Origin of the sequence: Paraburkholderia caledonica, assembly GCF_000383275.1 — a bacterium.
Classification (GTDB): domain Bacteria; phylum Pseudomonadota; class Gammaproteobacteria; order Burkholderiales; family Burkholderiaceae; genus Paraburkholderia; species Paraburkholderia caledonica.
Genome location: NZ_KB911048.1, coordinates 25,015 through 41,283 on the forward strand (window position 1 = coordinate 25,015; position 16,269 = coordinate 41,283).

The 16,269-nt window shown below is 63.7% G+C and carries 15 protein-coding genes and 1 pseudogene; 11 read left to right on the forward strand and 5 right to left on the reverse strand.

Annotated elements, in window-relative coordinates:
• Nucleotides 1-70 precede the first annotated feature (70 nt).
• The 5 genes from flhB to H281_RS0129585 all read left to right on the forward strand — a co-directional run bounded on the left by flhB (nt 71) and on the right by H281_RS0129585 (nt 7,354).
• Entirely contained in the window at nt 71-1,276 is a 1,206-nt protein-coding gene (gene flhB, locus H281_RS0129560; protein WP_020070736.1) for a flagellar biosynthesis protein FlhB, read from the forward strand.
• Nucleotides 1,273-3,375, forward strand: a complete 2,103-nt coding sequence (gene flhA, locus H281_RS0129565; protein ID WP_020070737.1) for a flagellar biosynthesis protein FlhA — start codon at nt 1,273-1,275, stop codon at nt 3,373-3,375. The genes flhB and flhA overlap by 4 nt, the downstream gene beginning before the upstream one ends.
• A gap of 362 nt (nt 3,376-3,737) precedes the next feature.
• Nucleotides 3,738-5,729, forward strand: coding sequence for a flagellar biosynthesis protein FlhF (flhF, locus tag H281_RS0129575; protein ID WP_027805055.1), 1,992 nt, complete (start codon nt 3,738-3,740; stop codon nt 5,727-5,729).
• Nucleotides 5,722-6,591, forward strand: coding sequence for a MinD/ParA family ATP-binding protein (locus tag H281_RS0129580; protein ID WP_020070740.1), 870 nt, complete (start codon nt 5,722-5,724; stop codon nt 6,589-6,591). Before flhF ends, H281_RS0129580 begins: the two co-directional genes overlap by 8 nt.
• A gap of 28 nt (nt 6,592-6,619) precedes the next feature.
• Nucleotides 6,620-7,354 carry an RNA polymerase sigma factor FliA gene (locus H281_RS0129585; RefSeq protein ID WP_020070741.1) on the forward strand — a complete coding sequence of 245 codons (735 nt, stop codon included), beginning with the start codon at nt 6,620-6,622 and terminating at the stop codon, nt 7,352-7,354.
• Between the two features lie 72 nt (nt 7,355-7,426).
• On the opposite strand, the gene H281_RS0129590 is transcribed toward H281_RS0129585, so the two are convergent.
• The 5 genes and pseudogenes from H281_RS0129590 to flgA form a co-directional block, all read right to left on the reverse strand.
• On the reverse strand, nt 7,427-7,837 hold the full coding sequence (locus H281_RS0129590; RefSeq protein ID WP_020070742.1) for a type II toxin-antitoxin system HicB family antitoxin: 411 nt from the start codon (nt 7,835-7,837) through the stop codon (nt 7,427-7,429).
• Nucleotides 7,834-8,015: pseudogene (locus tag H281_RS35490) on the reverse strand (type II toxin-antitoxin system HicA family toxin). Before H281_RS35490 ends, H281_RS0129590 begins: the two are co-directional and overlap by 4 nt.
• A 419-nt stretch (nt 8,016-8,434) precedes the next feature.
• Nucleotides 8,435-8,881: a flagella synthesis protein FlgN gene (locus H281_RS0129600; RefSeq protein ID WP_020070743.1), complete on the reverse strand. Its 447-nt coding sequence runs from the start codon at nt 8,879-8,881 to the stop codon at nt 8,435-8,437.
• 94 nt (nt 8,882-8,975) lie between these two features.
• Nucleotides 8,976-9,329 carry a flagellar biosynthesis anti-sigma factor FlgM gene (gene flgM, locus H281_RS0129605; protein ID WP_020070744.1) on the reverse strand — a complete coding sequence of 118 codons (354 nt, stop codon included), beginning with the start codon at nt 9,327-9,329 and terminating at the stop codon, nt 8,976-8,978.
• 153 nt (nt 9,330-9,482) lie between these two features.
• The gene (gene flgA / locus H281_RS0129610) at nt 9,483-11,045 is read right to left on the reverse strand and encodes a flagellar basal body P-ring formation chaperone FlgA (protein WP_027805056.1); all 1,563 of its coding nucleotides are present in this window, start codon (nt 11,043-11,045) and stop codon (nt 9,483-9,485) included.
• A 215-nt stretch (nt 11,046-11,260) separates the two neighbouring features.
• On the opposite strand from flgA, the gene flgB reads away from it, so the two are divergent.
• The 6 genes from flgB to flgG all read left to right on the forward strand — a co-directional run bounded on the left by flgB (nt 11,261) and on the right by flgG (nt 16,241).
• Nucleotides 11,261-11,752, forward strand: a complete 492-nt coding sequence (gene flgB / locus H281_RS0129615) for a flagellar basal body rod protein FlgB (protein WP_020070746.1) — start codon at nt 11,261-11,263, stop codon at nt 11,750-11,752.
• Between the two features lie 102 nt (nt 11,753-11,854).
• Entirely contained in the window at nt 11,855-12,280 is a 426-nt protein-coding gene (gene flgC / locus H281_RS0129620; protein ID WP_027805057.1) for a flagellar basal body rod protein FlgC, read from the forward strand.
• A 10-nt stretch (nt 12,281-12,290) separates the two neighbouring features.
• Nucleotides 12,291-13,022: a flagellar hook assembly protein FlgD gene (flgD, locus tag H281_RS0129625; RefSeq protein WP_020070748.1), complete on the forward strand. Its 732-nt coding sequence runs from the start codon at nt 12,291-12,293 to the stop codon at nt 13,020-13,022.
• 42 nt (nt 13,023-13,064) lie between these two features.
• Nucleotides 13,065-14,573: a flagellar hook protein FlgE gene (locus H281_RS0129630; RefSeq protein WP_020070749.1), complete on the forward strand. Its 1,509-nt coding sequence runs from the start codon at nt 13,065-13,067 to the stop codon at nt 14,571-14,573.
• 20 nt (nt 14,574-14,593) lie between these two features.
• Entirely contained in the window at nt 14,594-15,352 is a 759-nt protein-coding gene (flgF, locus tag H281_RS0129635) for a flagellar basal-body rod protein FlgF (RefSeq protein ID WP_020070750.1), read from the forward strand.
• A 100-nt stretch (nt 15,353-15,452) separates the two neighbouring features.
• Entirely contained in the window at nt 15,453-16,241 is a 789-nt protein-coding gene (flgG, locus tag H281_RS0129640) for a flagellar basal-body rod protein FlgG (RefSeq protein WP_020070751.1), read from the forward strand.
• Nucleotides 16,242-16,269 lie beyond the last annotated feature (28 nt).

The window sequence follows — 16,269 nt, forward strand, 5'->3', positions numbered from 1 at the left end:
GCTTGCGCCGAGCGGGAATAATCGCTCTCACTGGAAAGAGGCGTTGTGCCTCGGCCGACTGGAGAGCTTTGTGGCAGAGGAAAGCGACCTCGAAAAAACCGAATCAGCCACTCCCCGGCGCTTGCAGAAAGCGCGCGAGGAAGGGCAGATCGTGCGTTCGCGGGAGCTGTCGACGTTCGCGCTGCTCGCGGCGGGCTTTTTCGGCGTGTGGGGCATGTCCGGCAGCATCGGCGAACATTTGCAGGGCATGCTGCGCGCGGCCTTCACTTTCGATCACGCGTCCGCTTTCGAGACCCGTCGCATGTTGATCGGCGCGGGTGCCGCCAGCCGCGAAGGACTCGCCGCATTGCTGCCGATTCTCGCGATCACGGGCGCTGCGGCCTTGCTCGCGCCAATGGCGCTGGGCGGCTGGCAACTGTCGGCGAAAGGGCTCGAGCCCAAGTTCGACCGTCTCAATCCGATTGCAGGCCTCGGCAAGATCTTTTCGATCAACGGGCCTATCCAGCTTGTCATGTCGCTCGCGAAGACGCTGGTGGTGGGCGTGATCGGCGGCACCGCGATCTGGAATCGACGCGAGGAAATTCTCGCGTTGGCCACGCAGCCGCTGCACCTTGCGCTTGCGAACACCGTGCATCTGATTGCCGTGTGCTGCGGCATGACGGTGGCCGGCATGTTCGTCGTGGCCGCGATGGATGTGCCGTATCAACTATGGCAGTTCCACAAGAAGCTGCGTATGAGCAAGGAAGAAGTGAAGCGCGAGCACCGCGAAAGCGAAGGCGATCCGCACGTAAAAGGCCGGATTCGCCAGCAGCAGCGCGCAATTGCCCGCCGCCGCATGATGACGCAAGTGCCGAAGGCCGACGTCGTGGTCACGAACCCGACGCACTTCGCGGTCGCGTTGCAATACACGGACGGCGAGATGCGCGCACCGAAGGTGGTAGCCAAGGGCGTGAACCTGGTGGCCGCGCGGATTCGCGAGCTGGCCGCCGAAAACAATGTGCCGCTGCTCGAAGCGCCGCCGCTTGCCCGCGCGCTGTATCACAACGTCGAACTGAATCGCGAGATTCCCGGCCAGCTTTATGGCGCGGTCGCCGAAGTGCTCGCGTGGGTGTATCAGTTGCGGCGCTTCAAAACCGACGGCGGCGACGTGCCGGTCGCACCGACCGAGCTCGACGTGCCAGCTGAACTCGACAAGGGCGGTGTATCGGATGAAGAAGCCGATCAGGAAGCCGCCGACACGCTTAACCCCGCTAACGATAACGGAGCCTCCGCATGAACGCTCGCGCCGGTTTCCTCGCTCGACGGCCCGATGCCTTGAGCGGCACCAATTTACGCGCCCTAGCCGGCCCGGTGCTGATCTGCATGATCCTCGGCATGATGATTCTGCCGTTGCCGCCGTTCCTGCTGGATCTGCTGTTCACCTTCAATATCGCGCTTTCCGTGATGGTGCTGCTTGTCAGCATGTACACGATGAAGCCGCTGGACTTTGCCGCTTTCCCGAGCGTGCTCCTGTTCTCGACCCTGCTGCGGCTGTCGCTGAACGTTGCGTCGACGCGAGTCGTGCTGCTCGAAGGCCATACGGGTCCTGACGCGGCCGGCCAGGTGATCGAGTCGTTCGGCCACTTCCTCGTGGGCGGCAACTTCGCGGTCGGTATCGTCGTCTTCATCATTTTGATGGTCATCAACTTCATGGTGATCACGAAGGGCGCGGGGCGTATCGCGGAAGTGTCCGCGCGCTTTACGCTCGACGCGATGCCCGGCAAGCAGATGGCGATCGACGCCGATCTGAACGCCGGTCTCATCAACGAAGAACAGGCACGTAAGCGTCGCTCGGAAGTCTCGCAGGAAGCCGAGTTCTACGGTTCCATGGACGGCGCGAGCAAGTTCGTGCGCGGCGATGCGATTGCCGGCCTGCTGATCATGGTGATCAACATCTTCGGCGGGTTGATCGTGGGGATGGTTCAGCACGGCATGGACTTCGCGTCGGCGGGCAAGAACTACACGCTGCTGACCATCGGTGACGGCCTGGTCGCGCAGATTCCGTCGCTCGTGATTTCGACCGCTGCCGGTGTGATCGTGTCGCGTGTCGCGACGAACGAAGACATCGGCACACAACTCACCGGGCAGCTTTTCACGAACCCGCGCGTGCTGGCGATCACGGGTTGCATTCTCGTGCTGATGGGCCTGATTCCGGGCATGCCGCATTTCGCGTTTCTGATTCTCGGCGGCGGTTTGATCCAGCTCGGCCGCACGATGAAAAAGCGCGCCGAAGAACGCAAGAACACGACCGCGCTCGTAGATGTCGCACCGGCAGCCGTAACACCGATCGAAAACGCGGAAGCAAGCTGGGACGACGTGACGATGATCGACACGCTAGGCCTCGAAGTCGGCTACCGGCTGATTCCGCTCGTCGACAAGAATTCCGACGGCGAGTTGCTCAAGCGGATCAAAAGCATCCGCAAGAAGTTTGCGCAGGAAATCGGCTTCTTGCCGCCTGTCATTCACATCCGCGACAACCTGGAATTGCGTCCGAACGGTTATCGGATCGCGCTCAAGGGCGTGGAAGTGGGCGTCGGCGAGGCGTATCCGGGTCAATGGCTCGCGATCAACCCCGGCCAGGTTTCCGCTGCGCTGCCGGGCACGCCGACACAGGACCCGGCATTCGGTCTGCCGGCCATCTGGATCGACACCAATCTGCGCGAACAGGCGCAGGTGTACGGCTACACGGTGGTCGATTCGAGCACGGTCGTCGCGACGCACCTGAATCACCTGGTGGTCACGCATGCGTCCGAACTGCTCGGTCGCCGGGAAGTGCAGGCGCTGCTCGAGCGGATGCAGAAAGACACGCCGTCGCTCGTCGACGATCTGGTGCCGAAGTCGCTGCCGCTCACCACGCTGCAAAAGGTGCTGCAAAACCTGCTGGAAGAAGGCGTGCCGATCCGCGACATGCGCACGATTCTCGAAGCGCTGTCGGAACACACGCCGAAGATCACCGATGCACACGATCTCACCGCCGCCGTGCGCCTTGCGCTTGGCCGCGCGATCACGCAGCAGTGGTTCCCAGGCACCGGCGACATGCAGGTGATGGGCCTCGACTCGAATCTCGAACGCGTGCTGTCGCAAGCGCTTTCGACCGGCTCCAACCCGGGTCTCGAGCCTGGCCTCGCGCATACGCTGATGAACGAAACGCAGAAGGCGATGAATCGCCAGCAGAACCTTGGGCTCGCGCCGGTGTTGCTCGTGCAACATGCATTGCGGCCGATGCTCGCGCGCTTCCTTCGTCGCAGCCTGCCGCAACTGAAGGTGCTGTCGTATGCGGAAGTGCCCGACACGCGCAACATCAAGGTTGTTAATCTGATCGGCGCGCACGGTTGAAGTCGCGTTCGACGAACGTGACTGCGATCGGCAAGTTGCGTTTGCTTCCCGGCTCGACGACGACCTGCATATTGACCGGCGCCCCAGGGCGCCGGTTTTCATTTCCGCGCCTGACTTTTCGTACCGCCGACGTATTGGCTCGTCCATGCTTCGCCTGCGGGACCCGGAAGCAATCGTCCGGCGCGCGAGTCATTCGATAGATGCGGGAGCTGCGAATCGCGGCCTCCGTCCATCGTTCGAATTACCCACGTTTAACAGCCCTTATCCACCGATCGTCGGTCGTCACGTTTCGCAATAATGATCTCAATGGGAAGCGGTGTGTTGCCGGTCCGTCAGTCCGTATACCTCATCGGGGGTCCAGCTTGAACATTCGTAAATTTATCGGTGCTACCAGTCGCGACGCACTGCGTCTCGTGCGCGAAGCGCTGGGTGCCGACGCGGTCGTGCTGTCCAATCGAACGATGGACGACGGCAGCGTCGAAATCGTCGCCCTGGCCGACAGCGACCTCGCGGCAATCACGCCGAAGGCTCCGCGCGCAGACGCGAGCGCATCGCAATTCGCATCGACGAATGCAGCGGCTGCGCAACCCGCGCCGAGTGCGCTGAATGCGCCGCGCGCAATGTCCGCCGCGCAGCCGATGCAGGCCAATCCGTACGCGAGCGGCATGCCGGACGTGTTCTCGTCGGTGTTCGGCGCGAGCCCGGAAGCCGGCACTGAATCGACGGGCAGCTTCGCCGACTCAGCGCTGGCCGCGAGTCACGATGCACAGCCCGCTGCGAAGGTCGTTCCGAGCGCGGCCATGAGCGCCGCGATGAATGCAGCCAAGGCGTCGGCCGGCCAGGCCGACTCGCGCAAGACCGCATTGCCGGGTGCCCCGGGCATGGCCACGAAGCCCGCGTCGGCGCCGCAACCGCAACAGATTCACGTCGGGCAGCCGAGCGCACGCGCAGCCGCCGCTCGTTTGAACGAAGACATTCGCGCCGATCTGCTGAAGGCCGCCGGCGTGCCGTCCGGCTCTGCAGCACCGGCCTCGGACCTCCACGCGCCGCGTACGATGGCCGAATCGAATCCCTGGCTGATCGATCACGCTCGACGGATCGCCGCGGACCACGAGCCGCAAGGCGAATACAACACACGTCCGGGCGCGATGACGCCGGCCGCCGCGATGGCCAAGGGTCTTGGCGCTGCCGTGGAACCGGGCAAGGCCGCTGCGTCGCAGGCGGACAACACGCCTGATTGGGCCCGCGAAGCCGCGCAGGTTGCCGCACGGCGCGCCGCGCAGAAGGTCGCACCGACCACGCTGCCGCCGACCGACGACTCGCGCACGCCTGCTGCAGTCGCCGAAGCGATCAAGGCGCGCATGGAGCAGGTCGTCAAAGAAACCGTGATGAACGAGCTTTCTTCGATGCGCGGCATGATGGAAGAACAGTTCGCCGGTCTCATGTGGGGCGATCGTCAGCGCCGGAATCCGGCGCACGCGTCGCTCACCAAGCATCTCTTCGCCGCTGGCTTTTCCGCGCAGCTCGTGCAGATGATGGTCGCGAACCTGCCCGACGAAGTCGACAACATGGACGACGGCATGGACTGGGTGCGCTCGGTGCTCGCATCGAACCTGCCGGTCATGGAAGACGAAGACACGTTGATGGAACGCGGCGGCGTCTTTGCGCTGATGGGCCCGACGGGCGTCGGCAAGACGACGACCACCGCAAAACTCGCGGCGCGCTGCGTGATGCGTTTCGGCGCCAGCAAAGTGGCGCTGCTCACCACCGACAGTTACCGGATCGGTGGCCATGAACAACTGCGCATCTTCGGCAAGATTCTCGGCGTGTCGGTTCATGCGGTGAAAGACAGCGCCGACCTGCAACTCGCACTCTCCGAATTGCGCAACAAGCACATTGTGCTGATTGACACGATCGGTATGAGCCAACGCGATCGCCTTGTCTCCGAGCAGATCGCGATGCTGAGCCGCGCGGGCCAGCCCGTGCAACGCCTGTTGCTGCTCAACGCAACGAGCCACGGCGACACGCTCAATGAAGTCGTGCAGGCCTATCAGCGCGGGCCGGATCAACAGCCGCTCGCCGGCTGCATTCTGACCAAGCTCGACGAGGCGACCAACCTGGGCGGCGTGCTCGATACGGTGATCCGCTACAAGCTGCCGGTGCACTACGTGTCGACCGGTCAGAAAGTGCCGGAGAACCTGTACGTCGCGACCAAACGTTTTCTGATCAAGAGCGCGTTCTGCATTCCGCGCGATCACTCGCCATTCGTGCCGCATGACGACGATGTTCCGGCATTGCTATCTGCGTTGTCCGCGCGCTCGACGGCCGAATTGCACGAGGTCCGCTTTGGATAAGCTCGTCTCCGATCAGGCAGAAGGACTGCGGCGCCTTCTCGCGCGGAGCGGCTCGCGCGTGATTGCGGTGACGGGCGGCTCACTTGGCGCCGGCTGTACGGCGACAGTGATGAACCTTGCGGTGGCGCTCGCGCAGCAGGGGAAAGATGTGCTCGTGATCGACGAGTGCGTGGGCGACAAGTCAGTGAGCGCGATGCTCGGCAGCGTGCGCGGCGCGGGCAACTTTGCCGCCGTGATGCGCGGCGAGATGACGCTCGACGAAGCTGCTTTGCGGCACGCGCTCGGCTTCTCGGTGCTCGCCGCCTCACGTGCGCATCGCGAAGGCTATAGCGCGGCGCAGTTCAGCGTGGTGCTGCGCGGTTCGGCCGACATCGTGCTGATCGACGCGCAACTGGATCAGCAAGGGCACCTCTCGGCGCTCGCGATGCAGGCTCATGACGTGATGATCGTCACGCGCATGGCGGCACAGGCGATCACCGACGCGTATGCGTGCATGAAGCGCCTGCACTACGCGCATGCGATCGCGCAGTTTCGCGTGCTGGTGAATCACGTGCAGAGCGTGGAAGACGCGCGCACTGCTTTTGCAAACCTGGCCGGCGTGGCCGGGCGTTACCTCGCGGTGGCGCTGGAAGACGCCGGTTGCATTGCCGCGGATGCGCGGATGGCGCGAGCCGAGGAGTTGTCGCGTTGTGTCGTCGACGCATTTCCGTCGACACCGGCAGCGCGCGACTTCCGCCACCTCGCAGCCGAATTGCAGTACTGGCCGATGCGGCCAGCGATGTCGTCGCAAACGCCATGGATGGCGCCTGCGGCAGTTACAGCGGCGCAACACGCCGACCAACCGTCTGCGCAGCACGCCTGAGAGGCGGCACAAGGACAAGGGGAGCACGATGTATAACGCTCAGGGAAAGATTTCCCAAGCCGATGTTTTGACGAAGTACGCACCGCTGGTGCGTCGACTCGGCTTGCAGCTCGTTGCAAAAATGCCGGCCAGCGTCGATCTCGACGATCTGATTCAGGCGGGCATGATTGGCTTGCTGGATGCCGCGAGTCGCTACAAGGAAGATCAGGGCGCGCAGTTCGAAACCTACGCGAGCCAGCGGATTCGCGGCGCGATGCTGGACGAACTGCGCAGCAACGACTGGTTGCCGCGCAGCTTGCGACGCACGTCGCGAGAAGTGGAGACGGCCGTACACAAGGTGGAGCAGAATCTGGGCCGCTCGGCGAGCGAAACCGAGATTGCCGAACACCTGGACATGCCACTCGACGAGTATCAGTCGATGTTGCAGGATCTCCACGGAAGCCAGTTGATCTACTACGAAGACTTCGACCGTTCTGCGGACGACGAACCGTTTCTCGACCGTTACTGTGTCGATCATTCGGACCCGCTTTCCGCCTTGCTCGACGACAGTCTGCGCTCGGCGCTGGTCGAGGCGATCGACCGCTTGCCGGAACGCGAGAAGTTGCTGATGTCGCTCTACTACGAGCGCGGCATGAACCTGCGTGAAATCGGCGCGGTGATGGAAGTCAGCGAGTCGCGCGTGTGTCAGTTGCACAGCCAGGCGGTGGCGCGTTTGCGCACGCGCTTGCGCGAGATGGCGTGGGCGAATGCCGAGGCAACCTGAGCGGCTTGCCTCGTGAGCTAACGCTCAGCGGGGCAATGAGTTGTGAAGCGAGGGCGTTACCCGCGCCTTCCGTCATGCGTCCGCCATTTCATGTTCGGCCGCGAGCGCGAGAAAAGCGGAACGCGACATGCCACGCGCCTGCGCGTATTCGTCGATTTCATGCACCAGCGCTTCGGGCAACGAAATGTTGATGCGTACCGCCTTCTTCAGCGCGGGAATATTCCGGGTTGTCACGAAACCCCACGCGAAACCCGCGTAGTCAGGATTACGCCGATGCTCGTCTAGTGTCAGCCTTTCGGGAATCGGCAAGCCTTCATCGAGCAGCGTATCCAGATGCGCCTCGATCGCTTCTTTTGCGTTCGCGTAAGCTTCTTCCAGCGAATCTCCCGCCGAGTGACAGCCCGGAATATCCGGCACGACGACGCCGAACGCGTGCTGTGCGTCGCCTGCCTCGATTGCGATCGGGAAGATCAGATTTTTCATTTCAGCCCTGCCTGTTTCAAGATGCTGTTCGGCGTGCCGGCCGGCAGATCCTTCCAGGAATGAGGGATGGTCACGACCCGGCTTTGAATGCGTGCCGAAAATGATGGTGGCTGCCCGTTATGCGGACGAGCCGCCAGCCGTTCGCCAGAATCAGTTTGACGACTTCGGCACTGTTCATATTGCACTCCTCGAATCATACACACGATTACACACTCTCGCTAGATGAAGTGAGCTTCGGCTCGCCGCGATGCGTCGGCACGCCCGCTAGCAGCGGAAAACTTCGTTAGGGAAAACAGGCGATTTGATCGTGCGCGACGGATTCGCGCCACCTAGCCGAATGGCTGCGGCAGGCGGGGAGCGAAGGGCGGGGAGATAGAAAACAAAAAGGGCTCGTCGAGACGACGAACCCTTCTGTTCACGCGAGGCTGCTTGAGTCGGCTGCGTTGCTGCGGCGAGCTAGCCGCGCGTCACGAAGTGGCGGGCGAGTCAGGCGTTGGCGTCAAACACCGCAAAGCAATGCGAGGTCCGCATCGCGATAAGCAGCATTCACAGTAGCGAACAGGAGACGCTGAAGCTGAGTGCCAGCGTCACCCGGCATCACACCGCTGCGCGCGCCGGAATGCGTCCGTCCGGGCCATAGAAGTTGGCCTTTTGCGGCAGCGCGACCTGCAACGCCGTGAGCGCCCGCTGGTTGTAATCCATGCGCACGCGAATCAGTTCGCCATTGCTCGTGTTGAAGCGGCGCGCTCGCTCGGCGGCTTTTTGCAGCAGCGACCACTGTGCGGCGAGCCGCTCGTCGGTGCTGGCCGCGAGTTCCATGCCGGCCCAGCCGCCCGGAAAACCCATGCTGGCGAGCAGTTCGTCGCGGCGGGTTTCGAGCTGCGCGAGCTCGCCGATCAGTTCGGTTTTCTTGTCGATGACCGGCGGCAGCAATTCGACCGGCGACAAGGCAGTCAATGCCTTCGTCTCCAGCGTCAAAACGGAGGCGAACGCCTCGACGGCGGAATACTCTTCGATGAGGGTGGCAAGCAGGGCGTCTTTCATCTCAACAACTCGCTGAAAACGACGGCTCGCGGACGATCCGCGAGTCGGGTTTGTCGAACGCCGCCCGGCCATTCACCGTATTTCGATGCGTCGATTAATTGCCGGTCGACGGGGTTTTGCTTTGCAACAGTTCGCGTGCGGTGCTCAGCACGCCGTCGGCGATCTTGCCCGAGTCGATCTGCAGCGTGCCGTCCTTGATGGCCTGCTTGATCGACTCGACATGCGCCGTATCGATGTCGGCCGAGCCGGACGCCGCGAGGCTGCGCAGGTGCTGCGACAGACCCGACAGGCTGACGCTGGCGTCGCCCGAACCGCTGGGAGTGGCTTGCGAGGCGGTGCTCGCGGTCTGCGCGCCGGTGTTGGCCGTCGCCGCGTCGCTTTGTTGCGAGCGGGACACGCCGTCTTTCAACGTCGGCAGATTCGAATTGGTTTTGGAATCGACTTTCACGATTGGCTTCCTGAACGATTTGATCCTGATAACGGCAGGCGTCGATCAAAACTTTAGCGCAATCGCTGCTGCTTTTCCCTTGTCTGTCAATACGATCCGGCCCTGAAACGGCGGACGCATACGGATCGGCTGCCAGCCCGGAAAGCGCGCGGCTCACAGTTGAATCTCCACGGTCGCGCCGTCCTTGACGATGCCCGAGATAACCTGACCATTGGGCGTCTTCACGCGGACCTGCTGACCCGGCGACGCATTGTTCATCGCGCTGCCTTCCGACGAAATCGCGAATCCTTCGCCGGCGGCGACGACGCGTACCGTTTGTCCGATCGACACAGCCGACGCGCTCTTGAGCATATCGCGGCGCAGCGGCATGCCTGCGGAAACGCGTGTCAACGTGACAGAGCCAACCGCTTGCGACGGGTCCGTCACGATGGCTTGCGGCAAGCCCGTCAGATCGCCCTCGCGCGCGACGAGGTCGGCGGCCGTGAGCACTTCTCCCGGCGACATCGCGCGGCCGGCGAGATAGTAGGTGGCATGCAGCGAGATGCGCGCCTGCAGATAGATGGTCCACGGACGCTGGCCCGCGCAACGCACGCCGACCGTTACGCGGCCCCACAGGCGAGCGCCGCTCGGCATGAACGGCTCCAGCACCATGCAGGCTGCAAGACCGCGTGGAAACGCGGGTGCGACGGTGATGTCCACTTTCCCCGGCAATCCCGCCGACTGCTGCTGCAGGAACGCGAGCGCGGTTGTGCGGATCGCTTCCGCGTCTTGCTGGCCAGGCAACGGCTCGGGCTGCGCCGGCGCGGCTGCACGCTGATTCTGCTGTGCGGGTGCGGGTGCCGGTGCTGCCGCGATGGGCCGCGCAGCGGCCACGCGCGCCGTCGGCGACGCCGCAGCGGCACGAGTTGAATTGGCGGGCGCGTTCGAACGCGCCGGGATCAGCTTGCCGTCCGCGCCGAGTTGTGGCGGCTCGCCGCGCGAAGCGAGCGTGTCGAACGAGTCGGTTGCCGATGCTCCCAACGCTTGCGACGCCGCAGCCGCTGCGCGACCCGTCACGCTGGTCGGCGCGTTGGCCGCCACCGGCTGAACGCCGGCGGCCTGACGCACGCCGTTCGCTTGCGGCGCCGGTGTCACGACGACCGGAACGACACGGCGGGAGGCCGGCATTTCATCGACGCTGGCTGCGCTCGTTGCGTTCGTCGCGGCAGAACCGGCACGGCCCGGCGCCGGAATGGTCACGACGCCGTTCGCGTCGGGCTTGAAACTGGTGCGGATCATTTGCGGCGCGGCCGGTGCTTCGCCCGAGCCCGCGATGACGATCGAGCCGCTCGCATTGGCGGCACGGCAGAAAGGATCGGCGTCGCGCGTGGTCGAACCGCGCGTCAGCGATTGTGCGGTGGCGGCGGCGAGGGTCGCCGCAGAGCCGGCGCGTTTCGCGGGCGCTGCCTGCATATGCTCGGCAAGCTCGGTAAGTGCCGCGGGATCCTTTTCGTTCGGACCGGCAATCACGATGGGACCGTCCGCCTCGCCCGCGTTCGCGGCATTGGCGATCAGCATAGCGGCGGCAGGCGCGCAAAGCACGGCGGCGCCGGCACCCGGCACGCCCAGCGACGAACTCAACAGGAGCCGCGCGGCGACGCGCAGCGCAGCCGCACACAGGCGATGCGCCGCTGCGCGTTGCGCGCGGTGCGTCGGATCGAAAGTGTGCTGGTCCATGCGGTTCTCCATCGAATGCATTTGGTACGCCTTGCATTCTATTGAGAGCCCCCTTCGCGCAAACGTTGAATAGAAGCCCCCTTTCCCGGTTATTCGTCCGATTGCTGCTTGCACTCGGCCCATAAGATGCACCTCATGCAAAAAGGTCTTCCCGTCTGATGCAGTCCTCACGCGAGGCGCACGGGAAGCCTCGGGACCGTTCTCCGGAGATTCTTATGCTGGACAAACTCGATGCCGAATTCGCCTTTGGACGTGAAGCGCTCGATGTGCGCGCTTATCGCCAGGAGCTCCTGTCGTCGAATATCGCCAATGCCGACACGCCCGGCTACAAGGCGCGCGACGTCGACTTCGCTTCGTCGCTCGCGGGCGCGCTGAAAAAGACCGGTGTGGCCGCGCATACGGCGTCGAACACCGCGACGCTGCCGATGGCGCAGCCGGCCGGCGTGACGAGCGGAATGTCGATGGCGTCGACCACGCCGGGCCACATGTCCGGCAAGTCGACGCTGAGCGCGGCGGGCGGCAGGCCCGACGACTACGGCAACCTGCAATACCGCGTTCCGACGCAGCCCGCGCTCGACGGCAACACGGTCGATATCGACACCGAGCGCGTTCAGTTCGCGGACAACACGCTGCACTTCGAATCTGGCATGACGATGCTGTCGAGCCAGATCAAGGCGATGTTGTCGGCGATCCAGTCGGGCTCGTAACCGGGTAACGGTCTGCACGCAAAGAAACACGCAGTACGCAAGAACAATCGCTACGGGAACTAACTTGAAGCCGGCTCGAACCGGCGGGAAAGGTCAGCAAACATGCCTTCTTTGATGAACATATTTGGTGTTGCAGGCTCCGCGATGTCCGCGCAGTCGCAACGGCTCAACGTGACGGCGTCGAATCTCGCCAACGCGGACAGCACCACCGGCCCGGACGGCCAGCCGTACAAGGCCAAGCAGGTCGTGTTCGGCGTTGCGCCGCTCGGCGGCGCGCGCAGCGGCTCCGGCCAGCAGGTTGGCGGCGTGCAGGTCACCGGCGTGGTCGACGACCCGACACCGATGAAAACCGCCTACGACCCGGGCAATCCGGCGGCCAACGCTGACGGCTATGTGACGCTGCCCAACGTCGACCCGGTGCAGGAAATGGTGAACATGATTTCGGCGTCGCGCTCATACCAGGCCAACGTCGAGACCCTGAACACCGCCAAGACCCTGATGCTGAAAACGCTCACGATCGGAACCTGAGGAGAGCCCCTTGACTACTGGCACCACCATCGGCAACAACGGCACGACCGTGTCGCAAACGCTGCTCGATACGATGAACGGCACGAACAGTGCCTCGGGCTCGAGCAGTTCGACGAGCGGCACGTCCGGCACGTCGGGCACTTCGGCGACCGATCTGCAAAACACCTTTTTGAGCCTGCTCGTCGCGCAGCTGAAGAATCAGGATCCGACCAATCCGATGGACAGCTCGCAGATGACCTCGCAGCTCGCCCAGATCAACACCGTGTCGGGCATCAGCCAGTTGAACACGACGTTGAGCTCGCTCGCGACGCAGATGTCGGCGGGTCAGCAGTCGCAAGCGGCGCTGCTGATCGGCTCGACCGTGCTCGCGCCGGGCAACTCCGTGTCGGTCGCAAGCGGCAAGGCCGGCGCGTTCGGCGTGCAACTCGCGAACTCGGTGAGCGACCTGCAGGTCGTCGTGAAGAACTCGGCAGGCCAGATCGTCAACACGATCGACCTCGGCAAGCAGTCGGCGGGCACGATCCCGGTGGGCTGGACGCCGACCGACTCGGCCGGCAACGCGCTGCCCGACGGCACGTACACGATCAGCGCGGTCGGCACGATCAACGGCCAGCAAGCGACGGCCACCACGCTCGCAGGCGCAACGGTGCAAAGCGTCGTCATGCAGAACAACGGTACGCCGGGCCTCGTGCTCTCGAACGGCTCGACTGTCGGGCTGACGAGCGTGGCCGCGATCCTCTAATTCGATTCAGTCAGTTACGACTTTCCAGACACGGAGACCGTCATGGGTTACCAACAAGGTTTGAGTGGTTTGTCCGCATCGTCGAGCGATCTCGACGTGATCGGCAACAACATTGCCAACGCGAATACGGTTGGCTTCAAGAGCGGCGCAGCGCAATTCGCCGACATGTACGCCAATTCGGTGGCGACGGCTGTCGGCAACCAGGTCGGTATCGGCACCAAGCTCGCACAGGTGCAGCAGCAGTTCTCGCAAGGCACGATCACCAGCACGAACCAGGCACTCGACGTCGCCATCAACGGCAACGGCTTTTTCCAGCTGTCGAACAACGGTTCGCTCGTGTACTCGCGCAACGGCGTGTTCCAGCTCGACAAGAACGGCTTCATCACGAACTCGCAAGGCCTGCAACTGATGGGCTACGCGGCCAACAGCTCGGGCATCATCAATACCGCCCAGACCGTGCCGCTTAGCGTGCCGACCGCGAACATCGCGCCGAAGGCGACGACCAACATCGCAGCCGGCCTGAACCTGAATGCGCAAGACCCGCTGATGCTCGGCACGCCGAAGGTGACGGCAGGAGGCACCAATTCCGGCACGCTGAGCACGACCGGCGCGACGATCACCAACACTGCGTCGGGAACGAACAAGGACAACTACACCGTCTCGTTCACGAGCGCGACGGGTTACACGGTGACCGACACCACGCTCGGCACGTCGACGACCGGCACATACACGGCCGGCTCGCCGATTTCGCTCGGCAACGGCCAGACGATCACGTTCAACGGCGTGCCGGCGACGGGTGACAGCTATAGCGTCACGCCGACTCCCGTGGCGTTCAACCAGAACAGCTCGACGACGTACAACTACTCGACGAGCACCACGGTGTACGACACGCTCGGCGGCTCGCAGACGGTCAACATGTATTTTGCCAAGACGGCCGCCGGCACGTGGGACGTGTATGCCGGCGTCTCCACCGGCACCGCGGCGCTCGTCGGCCATGCGAACTTCAACTCGTCGGGCACGCTGCTCGGCACGACCGACGCTTCCGGCGCGGCGACTGCCACGCCGTTCGTCTTCAACTTCTCGGTGCCGACCACCGACGGTTCGGCGACGCCTCAGAAACTGACGCTGAATATTGGCGGCACCACGCAGTACGGCGGCAAGGACGGCGTGAATTCGCTTCAGCCCGACGGCTATCCGGCCGGCACGCTGACGAGCTTCAGCATCGGCGCCGACGGCACGCTGACCGGCAACTATTCGAACCAGCAGACGGCCGCGCTCGGCCAGATCGCGCTTGCGAACTTCGCGAACCAGAACGGCCTCGTGAACCTCGGCAATAACGAGTTCCAGCAGACCGACGCATCGGGCGCCGCGCAGATTTCGGCGCCGGGCTCGACCAATCACGGCGTGCTGCAAGGCGGCGCCGTGGAAAACTCGAACGTCGATCTGACGAGCCAGCTCGTGGACCTGATCACCGCGCAACGCAACTATCAGGCGAACGCGCAGACGATCAAGACGCAGCAGACCGTCGACCAGACGCTCATCAACCTGTAAGCGAGCAGGACGGACCCATCATGGATCGGCTGATCTACACCGCGATGTCGGGCAGCACGCAAGCGCTCGAACAGCAGGCAATCGTTGCGAACAATCTCGCGAACGCATCGACCACTGGTTTTCGCGCGCAGTTGGCGACTTTCCGCGCCGTGCCGATGGCGTTCGGCGACGGCAGTTCGATCAACGACAACACCACGCGCACTTTCGTGCTGTCGTCGACGCCGGGCGCGGACTACACGCCCGGCCCGATCCAGCAGACGGGCAATCCTCTCGATGTCGCTATCGAAGGTCCGGGCTGGCTGTCGGTGCAGACCACTGACGGCGGCGAGGCGTACACGCGTGCCGGCAATCTGCACATCGACCAGAACGGCCAGTTGGTGAACGCCACGAATCAGGTGGTGCTCGGCAACGGCGGGCCGGTCTCGGTGCCGCCGGGTGCGCAGATCACCATCGGTCGGGACGGCACCGTGTCGGCGCTCACACCGGGCGATCCGCCGACCGCCGTGGTGACGGTCGATCAGCTGAAGCTGGTCAACCCGGATCCGAAAACCATGACGCGCGGCGACGACGGCCTCTTTCGCACCGCCGACGGCAATCCCGCCGACGCCGATCCGGCCGTGACGGTCGCGCCTGCATCGCTCGAAGGGAGCAACGTGAATCCGGTCAGCGCGATGGTCTCGATGATCACGAACGCGCGCCAGTTCCAGATGCAGACCAAGCTGCTGGAAAGCGCCGACAAGAACGATCAGTCGGCTAACCAGTTGCTCAGCTTTAGCTAACGGCCGCCGGCTTGTGCCGGCCCGCCACCATGTTGCATGGGACCAGAGTAAGTGCCTTGCATGGAACCGGAGGCACTCCGGTCGACATAGGAGAAGGAATATGAATCGCTCGCTGTATATCGCCGCCACCGGCATGAATGCGCAACAGGCGCAGATGGACGTCATCTCGAACAACCTCGCGAACGTCAGCACCAACGGCTTCAAGGGATCGCGCGCAGTGTTCGAGGATCTGCTGTATCAGACCGTCCGCCAGCCCGGCGCGAACTCGACGCAGCAAACGGAATTGCCCTCGGGCATCCAGCTCGGCACCGGCGTGCAACAGGTTGCCACCGAGCGTCTGTACACGCAGGGCAACCTGCAGCAGACCGGCAACTCGAAAGACGTCGCCATTAACGGCCAGGGCTTTTTCCAAGTGCAGATGCCCGACGGCACGACCGCCTATACGCGCGACGGCTCGTTTCAAACCAACGCGCAAGGCCAGCTCGTGACGTCGAGCGGCTATCAGGTGATCCCGGCCATCACGGTGCCGAACAACGCGACCTCGCTCACCATCGGCAGCGACGGCGTGGTGTCGATCACCGTCGCCGGCTCGACCAACAGCCAGCAGCTCGGCTCGATGCAGGTCGCCACCTTCATCAACCCGGCCGGTCTGGATGCGAAGGGCGAGAACCTGTTCGCAGAAACGGCGTCGTCGGGTGCGCCTAACGTTGCGCAGCCTGGCCTGAACGGCGCGGGCACGCTCAATCAGGGCTACGTCGAAGCATCGAACGTGAACGTGGTGCAGGAACTGGTGAACATGATCCAGACGCAACGTGCTTACGAAATCAACAGCAAGGCCGTGACGACGTCCGACCAGATGCTGCAGACGCTCAGCCAGATGCAAGTCTGACGCTGAAGTCACTGGTAATTAACAGGCT

What these genes read in the sequence shown, in the direction of transcription:
- flgA (WP_027805056.1), bottom strand. Translation starts at nt 11,045, where the DNA reads ATGGACCAGCACACTTTCGATCCGACGCACCGCGCGCAACGCGCAGCG.
- flgG (WP_020070751.1), top strand. Translation starts at nt 15,453, where the DNA reads ATGAATCGCTCGCTGTATATCGCCGCCACCGGCATGAATGCGCAACAG.
- flgC (WP_027805057.1), top strand. Translation starts at nt 11,855, where the DNA reads ATGCCTTCTTTGATGAACATATTTGGTGTTGCAGGCTCCGCGATGTCC.
- H281_RS0129600 (WP_020070743.1), bottom strand. Translation starts at nt 8,881, where the DNA reads ATGAAAGACGCCCTGCTTGCCACCCTCATCGAAGAGTATTCCGCCGTC.
- flhA (WP_020070737.1), top strand. Translation starts at nt 1,273, where the DNA reads ATGAACGCTCGCGCCGGTTTCCTCGCTCGACGGCCCGATGCCTTGAGC.
- H281_RS0129630 (WP_020070749.1), top strand. Translation starts at nt 13,065, where the DNA reads ATGGGTTACCAACAAGGTTTGAGTGGTTTGTCCGCATCGTCGAGCGAT.
- flgF (WP_020070750.1), top strand. Translation starts at nt 14,594, where the DNA reads ATGGATCGGCTGATCTACACCGCGATGTCGGGCAGCACGCAAGCGCTC.
- flgB (WP_020070746.1), top strand. Translation starts at nt 11,261, where the DNA reads ATGCTGGACAAACTCGATGCCGAATTCGCCTTTGGACGTGAAGCGCTC.
- H281_RS0129590 (WP_020070742.1), bottom strand. Translation starts at nt 7,837, where the DNA reads ATGAAAAATCTGATCTTCCCGATCGCAATCGAGGCAGGCGACGCACAG.
- H281_RS0129585 (WP_020070741.1), top strand. Translation starts at nt 6,620, where the DNA reads ATGTATAACGCTCAGGGAAAGATTTCCCAAGCCGATGTTTTGACGAAG.